The organism is Citrobacter sp. Cm046 (assembly GCF_030333065.1).
Classification (GTDB): Bacteria; Pseudomonadota; Gammaproteobacteria; order Enterobacterales; family Enterobacteriaceae; genus Citrobacter; species Citrobacter murliniae.
On record NZ_JAOWGP010000046.1, the window covers coordinates 376,923 to 390,996 of the forward strand.

The following is a 14,074-nucleotide window of genomic DNA, read 5'->3' on the forward strand; positions in this document are numbered from 1 at the left end:
AATGGTTAGAGTTTATGCCCCGGCTTCCAGTGCCAATATGAGCGTCGGGTTTGATGTGCTCGGGGCGGCGGTAACACCCGTTGATGGTTCTCTGTTGGGGGATGTTGTCAGCGTCGAAGCGGCTGATAGCTTCAGCCTGAACAACCTCGGACGCTTTGCCAACAAGTTGCCGTCAGAGCCGCGGGAAAATATCGTTTATCAGTGCTGGGAGCGGTTCTGCCAGGAACTGGGTAAACATATTCCGGTGAGCATGACGCTGGAAAAAAATATGCCGATTGGCTCCGGGTTAGGCTCCAGCGCCTGCTCTGTCGTTGCTGCTCTGGTCGCGATGAATGAGTACTGCGGGAAGCCGCTGAACGATATGCGCTTGCTGGCGATTATGGGCGAGCTGGAAGGGCGTATCTCCGGCAGTATCCATTACGACAATGTCGCCCCGTGCTTTTTGGGCGGCATGCAGTTAATGATTGAAGAAAACGGCATCATTAGCCAGCAGGTGCCAGGATTTGATGAATGGCTGTGGGTGCTGGCGTATCCGGGTATTAAAGTGTCTACGGCGGAAGCGCGGGCGATTTTACCTGCGCAGTATCGCCGCCAGGACTGTATTGCCCATGGGCGTCATCTGGCTGGATTTATCCATGCCTGCTATTCCCGCCAGCCTCAACTGGCCGCGAAGTTGATGAAGGATGTGATTGCGGAACCGTATCGCACCCGCTTACTGCCCGGCTTTAGCCAGGCACGTCAGGCGGTGGCGGAAATTGGCGCGTTGGCCAGTGGGATCTCCGGGTCAGGACCGACGCTGTTTGCCTTGTGCGATAAGCCGGATACGGCACAGCGTGTAGCAGACTGGCTGGATAAAAATTACTTACAAAATCAGGAAGGCTTTGTTCATATTTGCCGGCTGGACACGGCGGGCGCACGGGTACTGGGATAATAAATGAAACTCTACAATCTTAAAGATCATAACGAGCAGGTCAGTTTCGCGCAGGCCGTCACGCAAGGGTTAGGTAAAAAGCAGGGGCTATTTTTCCCGCACGATCTGCCGGAATTTAGTCTGACTGAAATTGATGACATGCTGAAGCAAGACTTTGTCAGCCGTAGTACCAGGATCCTCTCCTCATTTATTGGTGATGAAATCCCTCAGGAGATCCTTGCCGAGCGTGTGGGCGCAGCGTTTGCTTTCCCGGCGCCGGTCGCTCAGGTTGAAGGTGATGTCGGCTGTCTTGAGCTGTTCCACGGCCCAACACTGGCATTTAAAGATTTTGGTGGCCGCTTTATGGCGCAAATGCTGACACATATCAGCGGCGATAAGCCGGTTACTATCCTGACGGCGACCTCCGGAGATACCGGTGCTGCAGTCGCACATGCTTTTTATGGTTTGAAAAATGTACGCGTGGTGATCCTCTATCCGAACGGTAAAATCAGTCCATTACAGGAAAAATTGTTCTGTACGTTGGGTGGAAATATCGAAACCGTTGCCATCGATGGTGATTTTGATGCCTGTCAGGCGCTGGTTAAACAGGCGTTTGATGACGAGGAACTGAAAGTGGCTCTGGGGCTAAATTCGGCTAACTCGATCAACATCAGTCGTCTACTGGCACAAATTTGTTACTACTTTGAGGCCGTTGCCCAACTGCCACAAGAGGCGCGGAATCAACTGGTGATTTCCGTTCCCAGCGGTAACTTTGGCGATCTGACGGCCGGCCTGCTGGCGAAATCCCTTGGTCTGCCGGTGAAGCGCTTTATCGCAGCAACTAACGTCAATGATACGGTTCCGCGTTTCCTGCAAGGTGGCGAATGGACACCGAAAGCAACGCAGGCAACCTTATCGAATGCAATGGATGTCAGCCAGCCGAACAACTGGCCGCGAGTGGAAGAACTGTTCCGCCGTAAAATCTGGCGTCTGAGTGAGCTGGGTTATGCGGCCGTTGATGATGCAACCACTCAGGAAACCATGCGTGAACTACAGGCGATTGGATACACCTCTGAGCCGCATGCAGCCGTCGCTTACCGCGCTTTACGTGACCAGTTAAATCCGGGCGAGTATGGTTTGTTCCTCGGTACTGCGCATCCGGCGAAGTTTAAAGAAAGCGTTGAAGAGATTCTTGATGTGACGCTGGATCTGCCAAAAGAGCTGGCGGAGCGTGCGGACTTACCTCTGCTCTCCCATCACTTACCCGCCGATTTTGCCGCGCTGCGTCAGTTGATGATGACCCGCAGCTAACTATAGTGCCCGGTAGCGCATGCGCTTACCGGGCCTACAAAATCTGTTGGTTAATCTCTATTGCTAAACAAATCACTGTTCGTGACGTTTAAACACCAGTTCACCGTTCCCTGACGCTTCTTCATCAAAGAAATAGCCGTCACTGTTAAACGCCGCAAGCTGTTCTGGCTTTGTTAAACGGTTTTCAATGATGTAGCGGCTCATCAGGCCACGTGCCTTTTTGGCATAGAAACTGATGACTTTGAATTTGCCATTTTTCTCATCGAGGAAAACGGGTTTGATCAGCTCCGCGTTTAGCTTTTTCGGCTTCACGGATTTGAAATATTCATCAGAGGCGAGGTTAACCACCACGTTGTCGCCTTGTGCTTCCAGCGCTTCATTTAGTTTGTCTGTGATGATATCTCCCCAGAACTGGTAGAGATCTTTCCCCTTCGTATTGGCAAGACGGATGCCCATTTCCAGACGATAAGGCTGCATCAGGTCCAGTGGGCGTAAAACGCCATACAGTCCGGACAGCATGCGTAAATGCTGCTGAGCGAAATCAAAATCCGCCTCACTGAAGGTTTCTGCCTGCAATCCGGTGTAGACATCGCCCTTAAACGCCAGAATCGCCTGACGCGCATTCTCAGGTGTGAAATCAGGCTGCCAGTCATGAAAGCGGGTGGCATTCAGGTCCGCCAGCTTGTCGCTAATCCCCATCAGCTTGCCAATCTGCGGTGCAGAGAGCTGGCGTGCGGTATGAATAAGCTGCTGGGAGTGATCCAGCAGCTCGGGCAGCGTATGGCGAGTGGTGGCCAGCGGACTTTGGTAGTCGAGTGTTTTTGCAGGTGAAATCAGAATCAGCATATCCAGTCCTTGCAGGAAATTTACTGCGACTTTAGCAAAAAAAACGACAGAATTGATCGATGGTTGCAATTGCCTGGCTAGTTGTGGGGCGGTTCATGCCATGTTTCCGGTGCAAGCTGTTGTCTGATATCAGGATAACGGTGTGGATCAAATTCTGGTCGCACGCCGAGTTTTCGCTGACGCAGGTAATCGCTGGCAAGAGTGTGGACAACCGGGGACAGCAGTAAAATTGCCGTCAGATTAGTGATGGCCATACAGGCCATGATAATGTCGGCTAACTGCCACACCAGCGGAAACTGGAGTAATGTTCCTGCAATTACAGTGCAGACGGTCGTGATACGTAAAAGCCAGATGACCCGGATATTGTCCAGATTCAAAAAGACCAGGTTGTTTTCCGCATAGATGTAGTTGGCGACGATCGAACTGAAAGCAAAAAGGATAACAATCAGAGCGACGAATCCCGCGCCCCATTCACCTGTTAGCGATACCATGGCTTTCTGAACCAACTGGATACCTTCCATTGGGACATATGTAGTTCCATTCCCTGCCAGAAGAATAATCATTGCGCTGGCTGTACAGATAATCAGTGTATCACCCAGCACGCCAATCATTTGCACAATACCTTGTGCGGCAGGATGCGGAGGCCATGAGGCGGCTGAAGCCGCAGCGTTAGGGGTTGAACCCATTCCGGCCTCATTCGAAAACATACCGCGTTGAAAGCCACTGGCAATGGCCTGGCTTAGCGTATACCCGGCTGCACCGGCGGCGGCTTCCTGCCAGCCAAATGCACTCTTCACAATGGTGACGATGATCTCTGGGATCTGGCCGATATGCCACAGACAAATGGCAATGCTACAGCCGACCCACAACAAAGCCATTAACGGAACGAACCATTGCATCAAGCGGGCAACACCTTTAATTCCGCCGACTATAGCCAGTAAAGACAGCAATGCCAGCGAGATACCGGATGCAAGAGGAGGGATGTCGAAAGCAAATTCCAGCGCACGAGAGACAGAGTTTGCCTGGACGCTGTTAAAAATCAGGCCATAAGCAATGAGTAAGAAGATAGCAAAGAGGACGCCCATCCAGCGCATGCCCAGTCCGCGAGCCATATACCACGCAGGCCCGCCGCGAAACTGCCCCTTACTGTCGCGCTCTTTATACAGTTGTGCGAGTGAGCACTCGGCAAACGAGGTCGCCATACCAATCAGGGCAGAGACCCACATCCAGAAGACAGCACCAGCGCCACCTGCAGCAATAGCCAGTGCAACGCCAGCCAGGTTTCCGCTTCCGATACGAGCCGCAAGGCTGGTACACAGTGCCTGAAATGATGTTAAACCGCCCGGCTGTGGGCTGAGACTATTTTTAAGACTTTTGCCAAACTGGCGAACGTAGCGAAACTGGACAAATCCCGTACGGTAAGTGAACCAACACCCTGCGCCTAGCAGGAGGTAGATCATCACCGATCCCCAGAGTACTTCATTAATAAATGAGAAAAAATCAGGCATTAACATCCCTCTTGTTGATGCCGGCAAGCGCGAATAATCCCGTGTAAGCGCTACCAATTAGCGAACAGTATATACCTTGTCATGAGATTGATAGCGGGAGTTTATCATACATCAGGTCTCCCCCTTAATTGCGCATGGCTGGTCTGGAGATGCGTAATCAGAGCTGAACGGCAGGTCGGGCAATCCCGGCGGTTGCGCTGAGAGTGCGTCGTGCTATCATCAGGGAAGATCGGTTACATCCCCCTAACAAGCTGTTTAAAGAGAAACGCTATCATGACGGACAAATTGACCTCCCTTCGTCAGTTCACCACTGTAGTGGCCGACACCGGAGACATCGCGGCAATGAAGCTGTATCAGCCTCAGGATGCCACAACTAACCCTTCTCTCATTCTTAACGCAGCGCAGATCCCGGAATACCGTAAGCTGATTGATGATGCTGTCGCCTGGGCTAAGCAGCAGAGTAACGACCGCGCACAGCAGATCGTCGATGCAACTGACAAACTGGCGGTGAACATTGGTCTGGAGATCCTGAAGCTGGTCCCGGGTCGCATCTCCACTGAAGTTGACGCTCGTCTGTCCTACGACACTGACGCATCTATCGCGAAAGCAAAACGCCTGATCAAACTGTACAACGATGCTGGCATCAGCAACGATCGTATTCTGATCAAACTGGCTTCTACCTGGCAGGGTATCCGTGCCGCGGAGCAGCTGGAAAAAGAAGGCATTAACTGTAACTTGACCCTGCTGTTCTCCTTCGCGCAGGCGCGCGCATGTGCAGAAGCTGGCGTATACCTGATCTCTCCGTTCGTTGGCCGTATTCTTGACTGGTACAAAGCGAATACCGACAAGAAAGAGTATGCACCGGCAGAAGATCCAGGTGTGGTTTCCGTTACGGAAATCTACGAGTATTACAAACAACACGGTTATGAAACTGTGGTTATGGGCGCGAGCTTCCGTAACATCGGCGAAATCATTGAGCTGGCAGGCTGCGATCGTCTGACGATTGCTCCGGCACTGCTGAAAGAGCTGGCGGAAAGCGAAGGTGCTATCGAGCGTAAACTGTCCTTCTCCGGTGAAGTGAAGGCGCGTCCGGCACGCATCACTGAAGCTGAGTTCCTGTGGCAGCACAACCAGGATCCGATGGCTGTAGACAAACTGGCGGATGGTATCCGTAAGTTTGCTGTAGACCAGGGTAAACTGGAAAAAATGATCGGCGATCTGCTGTAATCATTTAAGCGTGACCGGGCTTCCGGTCACGCTCTCGTTCTATACCTCTTCTGAAACCTGTCTGTCGCTTCCTCCGCAGTGTATCATTCTGTTTAACGAGACTGTTTAAACGGAATAATCATGAACACTTTACGCATTGGCCTAGTTTCCATTTCTGACCGAGCCTCCAGTGGCGTTTACCAGGATAAGGGGATCCCTGCTCTCGAAGAGTGGCTGGCATCGGCCCTGACGACCCCTTTTGAGCTACAAACGCGGCTAATCCCGGATGAGCAGGCGATCATCGAACAAACGTTGTGCGAACTGGTTGATGAAATGAGTTGTCATCTGGTGTTGACCACCGGAGGCACCGGTCCGGCACGTCGCGATGTGACACCGGATGCGACGCTGGCTGTTGCCGACCGCCAAATGCCTGGTTTTGGTGAGCAAATGCGCCAGATTAGTCTGCACTTTGTCCCTACGGCGATCCTCTCCCGCCAGGTCGGGGTGATTCGTAAGCAGGCGTTGATCCTGAACCTGCCTGGGCAACCTAAATCGATCAAAGAGACGCTGGAAGGCGTGAAAGGTGCCGACGGTAAGGTTATTGTGCCGGGTATTTTTGCAAGTGTACCGTATTGTATACAGTTGCTGGATGGACCATACGTGGAAACCGCACCGGCAGTGGTAGCATCTTTTCGACCAAAAAGCGCAATACGCGATACAAACGCCTGAAAGTAGCCTATTTGTGATATAAATGACAATGATGGTGGAGTGTTGAATTGTTTACGATATAGTAATTTTTAATTTACACGTATCGACAAAACGTTCAATGACTCCACTGACTCATGGTTTGCTATGTCACAACACTCTCGACCGCTGAATCGCCAGGATTATAAAACCCTTTCGCTTGCTGCCCTCGGCGGGGCGCTGGAGTTTTATGATTTCATTATTTTTGTCTTCTTTGCCGCAGTCGTTGGCGAATTATTTTTCCCCGCAGACATCCCGGAATGGCTACGTCAGGTCCAAACCTTTGGTATTTTTGCCGCAGGATATCTGGCGCGTCCGTTGGGTGGCATCATCATGGCGCATTTTGGCGATCTGGTGGGGCGTAAGAAAATGTTCACTTTGAGCATTTTGCTGATGGCGATACCGACGCTGGCGATTGGCCTGTTACCGACTTACACCTCGATGGGGATTCTGGCACCGCTGTTGTTGCTGCTGATGCGTATTTTGCAGGGCGCTGCCATTGGTGGAGAAGTTCCGGGGGCGTGGGTGTTTGTGGCAGAACATGTCCCGGAACGCCGTATTGGTATTGCCTGCGGAACACTGACCGCCGGATTGACAGTCGGTATTCTGTTGGGGTCAGTGGTTGCAACGCTGGTCAATACAAGCCTGACACCGCAGGCCGTACATGAGTACGGCTGGCGTATTCCTTTCCTCTTAGGGGGGGCGTTTGGGCTGGTGGCGATGTACCTGCGCCGTTGGTTGCAGGAAACACCGATCTTCCTTGAAATGCAGGCGCGTAAAGCGCTGGCGGAAGAACTGCCGGTTAAATCGGTTGTCAGCAAGCATAAAAAAGCGGTGGTAATTTCGATGCTACTGACCTGGCTGCTTTCGGCCGGTATTGTGGTGGTGATCCTGATGTCGCCTGTCTGGCTGCAAAAACAGTATGGCTTTGCGCCCGCTCTGACGCTACAAGCCAACAGCGTCGCCACCATTATGCTGTGTGTGGGATGTCTGCTGGCCGGCTTTATTGTCGACAGAGTTGGTGCCAGCAAAACCTTTATTATCGGTAGCCTGCTGCTGGCCTGTTCCAGCTGGTTTTTCTATCACCTTGCCGGTATTTATCCTGAACACCTGTTTCTTTTATATGGCCTGGTCGGTTTATGTGTCGGCGTGGTCGGAGCCGTACCTTACGTGATGGTGCGGGCGTTTCCAGCGGAAGTTCGCTTTACCGGCATCTCTTTTTCCTACAATGTCTCGTATGCCATTTTTGGCGGTCTGACGCCGATTGCAGTGACAATGTTGATGAGTGTGTCGCCAATGGCTCCAGCCTGGTACGTGCTGGCGTTATCATTGGTAGGGTTAGGACTGGGAATTTGGCTGCGACAGGATATTTATCATCGCGATACGGACGTACAGGGAGAGTTGCAGCGCCTGTAAGAAATATCCCCCCGCAAGGGGGGGATAACGGAATAGATTAGTGCATTTCACCAATCGGCAGGATAGTACGGCCAAACTGTTCGTTCAGCACTTCACCCATTGCCAGGTAAATGGCGCTTGCGCCACACACTAAACCAACCCAGCCAGCGAAATGGATAACTCCTTCGTTACCTGCAATGTTGCCAACAGCCAGCAGGGCGAACAGCACCGTCAGGCTCAGGAAGACAAACTGCAAAGCACGGTTAGCTTTCAGCGTGCCGAAGAACATGAACAGTGTGAACACGCCCCACAGACCCAGATACACGCCCAGGAACTGACCATTTGTTGCATCCGCCAGGCCCATTTTCGGCATGATCAGGATGGCAACCAGCGTCAGCCAGAAAGAGCCGTAGGAGGTAAAGGCGGTTAAACCGAAGGTGTTGCCTTTTTTATATTCCAGCAGGCCGGCAAAAATTTGCGCGATACCGCCGTAGAAAATTCCCATCGCCAGAATAATAACGTCAAAGGCGAAGAAACCCGCGTTGTGCAGGTTAAGCAGAATGGTGGTCATGCCAAAGCCCATCAGGCCCAGCGGTGCCGGATTAGCCAACTTAGTGTTGCCCATAATTCCTCAAAATCATCATTGATTGAATGGTGAAATAGTTTCCCCGAATAACGATCACTGTCTTCGGGGCGCGGCATAATAATCAGGTGAGAGTGGGCTGTCTATGATCTAATAAGGGGAAAATGAATTATTTTCCCCTGTGACGGGCATCACGCTTGTGGGGGGAACATTTGGCGCAGGTAAAGGAGAGGGTTTAGTCGTCGCCAATCACTTTTAACGTCGCCATGTCAGAAGAATTGACCGACTGGCCTGAGAAGGTAATTTTCGACACACAACGTTTATTGTTGTTGTCGCTATTGATATTGATCCATTTGGTGGTTTGCCCCTCTTTGATTGACGAAGGGACATTCAGGCTCTGGCTGGACATGCGTGATGCTTTAAAATAAACGGAGGCTCCATTCAGATGAATATCGCCACGATCTGCCGTCAATTGGATGCGCTTCACAACGCGACAAACGGGGATTTTTAACGTGAGGCTGTCGGTTTGATTTCTGGGCATCGCAATCATACCGAGGACTTTATGATCGTTAGCATGTGCTGTGCTGCTCAGAAGAAGACCGAAAAGCATGCTGACAGACAGCGTTAAAACGGATTTCATGGGATTTCTCTTTGACGGGTTCAAAAGTGGCAATCTGCCACCATATTACCGCTGTCAGAAAAACGATTCATTCTTGTAATATTTTCTTTTTATTACAATTTTTTCGTGAATGGCTTATTTTGTTTTATTCGATTTATGAATAAATTTGGATTGGTAACTATTTCTCATGTTGCTTTTCAGCTCCATTTATCTCGTTTTCTGGTCTCAGGGCTAAAAAAAATTTGCATGCCCCCCTTGATGACGTGGGTTACGACCCCATCTTGTAGACAACCGCAGTGGTGAGTCTGAAAAAAAACGATTCAGGGTAGTTGAAACCGCACGTTTCGCCCTTATTACAGATTCACAACCACATGATGACCGAATTTTTAGTGGAGACGTTTAGATGGGTAAAATTATTGGTATCGACCTGGGTACTACCAACTCTTGTGTAGCGATTATGGATGGCACTACTGCACGTGTGCTGGAGAACGCCGAGGGCGATCGCACCACGCCTTCTATCATTGCTTATACCCAGGATGGTGAAACTCTGGTTGGTCAGCCGGCTAAACGTCAGGCAGTGACAAACCCGCAAAACACCCTGTTTGCGATTAAACGCCTGATTGGCCGCCGCTTCCAGGACGAAGAAGTGCAGCGTGATGAAGCTATCATGCCGTACAAAATCATCGGTGCTGACAACGGTGATGCATGGATTGATGTAAAAGGTCAGAAAATGGCACCGCCGCAGATTTCTGCAGAAGTGCTGAAAAAAATGAAGAAAACCGCTGAGGATTACCTGGGCGAACCGGTAACTGAAGCCGTTATCACCGTACCTGCATACTTTAACGATGCTCAGCGTCAGGCAACCAAAGACGCAGGCCGTATCGCAGGTCTGGAAGTCAAACGTATCATCAACGAACCGACTGCTGCCGCGCTGGCTTACGGTCTGGATAAAGAAGTCGGCAACCGTACTATCGCGGTATATGACCTCGGTGGTGGTACCTTCGATATCTCTATTATCGAAATCGACGAAGTTGACGGCGAAAAAACCTTCGAAGTTCTGGCAACCAACGGTGATACCCACTTGGGTGGTGAAGACTTCGATAGCCGTATGATCAACTACCTGGTTGACGAATTTAAGAAAGATCAGGGCATTGACCTGCGTAACGACCCGCTGGCAATGCAGCGCCTGAAAGAAGCCGCAGAAAAAGCGAAAATTGAGCTGTCTTCTGCGCAGCAGACCGACGTTAACCTGCCGTACATCACTGCAGATGCGTCTGGTCCGAAACACATGAACATCAAAGTGACCCGTGCGAAACTGGAAAGCCTGGTAGAAGACCTGGTGAACCGTTCCATCGAGCCGCTGAAAGTTGCTCTGCAGGATGCTGGTCTGTCTGTTTCCGACGTTCAGGATGTAATCCTGGTTGGTGGTCAGACTCGTATGCCGATGGTGCAGAAGAAAGTTGCTGAGTTCTTTGGTAAAGAACCGCGTAAAGACGTTAACCCGGACGAAGCTGTAGCAATTGGTGCTGCCGTTCAGGGTGGTGTATTGACCGGTGATGTGAAAGACGTACTGCTGCTGGACGTTACCCCGCTGTCTCTGGGTATCGAAACCATGGGCGGCGTGATGACTCCGCTGATAGCCAAAAATACCACCATCCCGACCAAGCACAGCCAGGTGTTCTCTACCGCTGAAGACAACCAGTCTGCGGTAACCATCCATGTGCTGCAGGGTGAACGTAAACGTGCTGCTGATAACAAAGATCTGGGTCAGTTTAACCTGGATGGCATCAGCCCGGCACCGCGCGGCATGCCGCAGATCGAAGTCACCTTCGATATCGATGCTGACGGTATCCTGCACGTTTCCGCGAAAGACAAAAACAGCGGTAAAGAGCAGAAGATCACCATCAAGGCATCTTCTGGTCTGAACGAAGAAGAAATTCAGAAAATGGTTCGTGAAGCAGAAGCGAACGCGGAATCTGACCGTAAGTTCGAAGAGCTGGTTCAGACCCGTAACCAGGGCGACCATCTGCTGCACAGCACTCGCAAGCAGGTTGAAGAAGCAGGCGACAAACTGCCAGCTGATGACAAAACTGCCATCGAGTCTGCACTGACCGCGCTGGAAACTTCTCTGAAAGGTGAAGACAAAGCGGATATCGAAGCGAAAATGCAGGCGCTGGCGCAGGTTTCCCAGAAACTGATGGAAATCGCTCAGCAGCAGCACGCACAGCAGCAGGCTGGTGCAGCAGGCGCTGATGCTTCTGCAAACAACGCGAAAGATGACGATGTTGTCGACGCTGAGTTTGAAGAAGTGAAAGACAAAAAATAATCGCCCTTTGAACGGGTAATTACTGGCACGGGCGAAGAGGTTTCCTCTCCGCCCGTGCATGCATGTTAGGGGCAGATAAAAAAAGATGGCTAAGCAAGACTATTACGAGATTTTAGGCGTTTCCAAAACAGCGGAAGAGCGTGAAATCAAAAAGGCCTACAAGCGCCTGGCCATGAAATTCCACCCGGACCGTAACCAGGGTGATAAAGAGGCCGAAGCTAAATTCAAAGAGATCAAAGAAGCCTACGAGATCCTGACCGATGCGCAAAAGCGAGCGGCTTACGATCAGTACGGCCATGCAGCATTTGAGCAAGGCGGTATGGGCGGCGGCGGCGGTTTTGGCGGCGGTGCTGACTTCAGCGATATCTTTGGTGACGTGTTTGGCGATATCTTTGGCGGTGGTCGTGGCCGTCAGCGCGCCTCACGTGGTGCTGATTTACGTTACAACATGGATCTCACTCTGGAAGAAGCCGTGCGTGGCGTCACCAAAGAGATCCGTATTCCTACACTGGAAGAGTGTGACGTCTGCCACGGCAGCGGCGCGAAATCCGGTACTCAGCCGCAGACCTGTCCAACCTGTCACGGTTCAGGTCAGGTGCAGATGCGTCAGGGCTTTTTTGCCGTACAGCAGACCTGTCCACACTGCCAGGGGCGCGGTACGCTGATCAAAGATCCATGCAATAAATGCCATGGTCATGGTCGCGTTGAGAAGAGTAAAACGCTGTCCGTTAAAATACCTGCTGGGGTGGATACCGGCGATCGTATTCGCTTGTCTGGTGAAGGCGAAGCAGGCGAGCATGGCGCACCGGCAGGCGATCTGTACGTTCAGGTGCAGGTGAAACAGCACCCGATTTTTGAACGAGAAGGCAATAACCTCTACTGTGAAGTACCGATTAACTTTGCGATGGCAGCTCTGGGCGGTGAAATTGAAGTACCGACGCTGGATGGCCGCGTGAAGTTAAAAATACCTGGTGAAACGCAAACCGGTAAACTTTTCCGTATGCGTGGCAAAGGTGTTAAATCGGTTCGCGGTGGTGCTCAGGGCGATCTGTTGTGCCGTGTTGTCGTTGAAACCCCAGTGGGTCTGAACGACAAACAAAAACAGTTGCTGAAAGATCTTCAGGACAGCTTTGGCGGTCCGACGGGTGAGCAAAACAGCCCGCGCTCAAAAAGCTTCTTCGACGGCGTGAAGAAATTCTTCGATGATCTGACGCGCTAATAAACAAGCCTAACATTTGATGAAAAGCCTGAGACTGAAGAGCCTCAGGCTTTTTTATTTCTGCGATCCGTCCTGATCAAATTGTCATCCCCCTTTGTTTTTTAGTTCGTAAATACCGAGTTATTCATCATGTATAAACTAATATTAACGATGAGTTATGCGGAGTAAGATAGTAATTACGAAGTATTCACCCAATAGAGAGAATAAAAAGTGAAACATCTGCATCGTTTTTTTAGTAGCGACGCCTCGGGAGGCATTATTCTGATCATCGCTGCAGTGGTAGCTATGTTGATGGCCAATATCGGCGTAACCAGTGGATGGTACCACGCCTTTCTGGAAACCCCCGTCCAACTGCGGGTTGGCGCGCTTGAGATCAACAAAAATATGCTGCTGTGGATCAACGACGCCTTGATGGCGGTGTTTTTCCTGCTAATTGGTCTGGAAGTGAAGCGTGAGCTGATGCAAGGGTCGCTGGCCAGCCTGCGTCAGGCTGCTTTTCCAATCATTGCGGCGATTGGCGGCATGATTGTTCCGGCGTTGCTCTATCTCGCATTCAACTATGCCGATCCTATCACCCGTGAAGGGTGGGCGATCCCTGCGGCAACGGATATAGCTTTTGCATTGGGCGTGCTGGCACTTCTGGGGAATCGTGTCCCGCTGGCGCTGAAAATATTCCTGATGGCGCTGGCGATTATCGATGATCTTGGCGCTATCGTGATTATCGCGCTGTTCTATACCAGCGACCTGTCACTGCTTTCGCTGGGGGTTGCCGCATTCGCTATTTTGATTCTGGCGGTGTTGAATTTGTGCGGGGTAAGACGTACCGGCATTTATATTCTGGTTGGCGTAGTACTGTGGACTGCGGTACTGAAGTCCGGCGTGCACGCGACCCTGGCTGGCGTAATTGTTGGTTTCTTCATTCCGTTGAAGGAAAAGCATGGCCGGTCACCAGCGAAGCGTCTGGAGCACGTCCTGCATCCGTGGGTGGCATATTTGATTCTACCGCTGTTTGCCTTTGCCAATGCGGGAGTTTCATTGCAGGGCGTTACGATGGATGGGCTAACCTCCATACTGCCTCTGGGCATTATTGCCGGCCTGCTTATTGGTAAGCCGTTGGGAATCAGCCTGTTCTGCTGGCTGGCGCTGCGTCTGAAGTTGGCACAGTTGCCGGAGGGGACGAATTTCCAGCAAATTATGGCGGTGGGTATTCTGTGCGGTATTGGCTTCACAATGTCGATTTTTATCGCCAGCCTTGCGTTTGGTAACGTTGATCCTGAGTTAATTAACTGGGCGAAACTGGGGATCCTGATCGGTTCCTTGCTGTCGGCGGTTATCGGTTATAGCTGGCTGCGCACGCGTTTGAATGCGCCAGCCTGATCGGTTAATCCGTTTATGACAATTTTCAGG

The 14,074-nt window shown here is 51.3% G+C and carries 12 protein-coding genes; 8 read left to right on the forward strand and 4 right to left on the reverse strand.

Features of this window, described 5'->3' with window-relative positions:
- The first annotated feature begins 1 nt into the window (after window position 1).
- Entirely contained in the window at window positions 2-931 is a 930-nt protein-coding gene (thrB, locus tag OGX98_RS23065) for a homoserine kinase (protein WP_045439573.1), read from the forward strand.
- 3 nt (window positions 932-934) lie between these two features.
- Window positions 935-2,221: a threonine synthase gene (gene thrC, locus OGX98_RS23070; RefSeq protein WP_045439578.1), complete on the forward strand. Its 1,287-nt coding sequence runs from the start codon at window positions 935-937 to the stop codon at window positions 2,219-2,221.
- A 72-nt stretch (window positions 2,222-2,293) separates the two neighbouring features.
- Here the strand turns inward: thrC and yaaA are convergent, their stop codons facing one another.
- Both yaaA and OGX98_RS23080 read right to left on the reverse strand, forming a co-directional pair.
- Window positions 2,294-3,067 carry a peroxide stress protein YaaA gene (gene yaaA / locus OGX98_RS23075; protein WP_045439581.1) on the reverse strand — a complete coding sequence of 258 codons (774 nt, stop codon included), beginning with the start codon at window positions 3,065-3,067 and terminating at the stop codon, window positions 2,294-2,296.
- Between the two features lie 77 nt (window positions 3,068-3,144).
- Window positions 3,145-4,575 carry an alanine/glycine:cation symporter family protein gene (locus OGX98_RS23080; RefSeq protein WP_225760447.1) on the reverse strand — a complete coding sequence of 477 codons (1,431 nt, stop codon included), beginning with the start codon at window positions 4,573-4,575 and terminating at the stop codon, window positions 3,145-3,147.
- 273 nt (window positions 4,576-4,848) lie between these two features.
- On the opposite strand from OGX98_RS23080, the gene tal reads away from it, so the two are divergent.
- From tal to OGX98_RS23095, 3 genes are all read left to right on the forward strand, one after another.
- The gene (gene tal / locus OGX98_RS23085) at window positions 4,849-5,802 is read left to right on the forward strand and encodes a transaldolase (RefSeq protein WP_045439585.1); all 954 of its coding nucleotides are present in this window, start codon (window positions 4,849-4,851) and stop codon (window positions 5,800-5,802) included.
- Between the two features lie 120 nt (window positions 5,803-5,922).
- Window positions 5,923-6,510: a molybdopterin adenylyltransferase gene (gene mog / locus OGX98_RS23090; RefSeq protein WP_045439588.1), complete on the forward strand. Its 588-nt coding sequence runs from the start codon at window positions 5,923-5,925 to the stop codon at window positions 6,508-6,510.
- Window positions 6,511-6,633: 123 nt separating this feature from the next.
- Window positions 6,634-7,941: an MFS transporter gene (locus tag OGX98_RS23095; protein ID WP_225760449.1), complete on the forward strand. Its 1,308-nt coding sequence runs from the start codon at window positions 6,634-6,636 to the stop codon at window positions 7,939-7,941.
- Between the two features lie 37 nt (window positions 7,942-7,978).
- On the opposite strand, the gene satP is transcribed toward OGX98_RS23095, so the two are convergent.
- Both satP and OGX98_RS23105 read right to left on the reverse strand, forming a co-directional pair.
- Window positions 7,979-8,545 (reverse strand): acetate uptake transporter, encoded by a 567-nt coding sequence (gene satP / locus OGX98_RS23100; protein ID WP_045439598.1) that lies wholly within the window; start codon window positions 8,543-8,545, stop codon window positions 7,979-7,981.
- 193 nt (window positions 8,546-8,738) lie between these two features.
- Complete coding sequence (locus tag OGX98_RS23105) at window positions 8,739-9,143, reverse strand: DUF2541 family protein (protein WP_048222082.1); 405 nt, start codon at window positions 9,141-9,143, stop codon at window positions 8,739-8,741.
- Window positions 9,144-9,525: 382 nt separating this feature from the next.
- Between OGX98_RS23105 and dnaK the strand changes: the two genes are divergently transcribed.
- The 3 genes from dnaK (at window position 9,526) to nhaA (ending at window position 14,044) form a co-directional block, all read left to right on the forward strand.
- Window positions 9,526-11,448 (forward strand): molecular chaperone DnaK, encoded by a 1,923-nt coding sequence (gene dnaK, locus OGX98_RS23110; protein ID WP_045439604.1) that lies wholly within the window; start codon window positions 9,526-9,528, stop codon window positions 11,446-11,448.
- Window positions 11,449-11,533: 85 nt separating this feature from the next.
- Entirely contained in the window at window positions 11,534-12,667 is a 1,134-nt protein-coding gene (gene dnaJ, locus OGX98_RS23115; RefSeq protein WP_045439607.1) for a molecular chaperone DnaJ, read from the forward strand.
- Window positions 12,668-12,877: 210 nt separating this feature from the next.
- On the forward strand, window positions 12,878-14,044 hold the full coding sequence (gene nhaA, locus OGX98_RS23120; RefSeq protein WP_286595973.1) for a Na+/H+ antiporter NhaA: 1,167 nt from the start codon (window positions 12,878-12,880) through the stop codon (window positions 14,042-14,044).
- Window positions 14,045-14,074 lie beyond the last annotated feature (30 nt).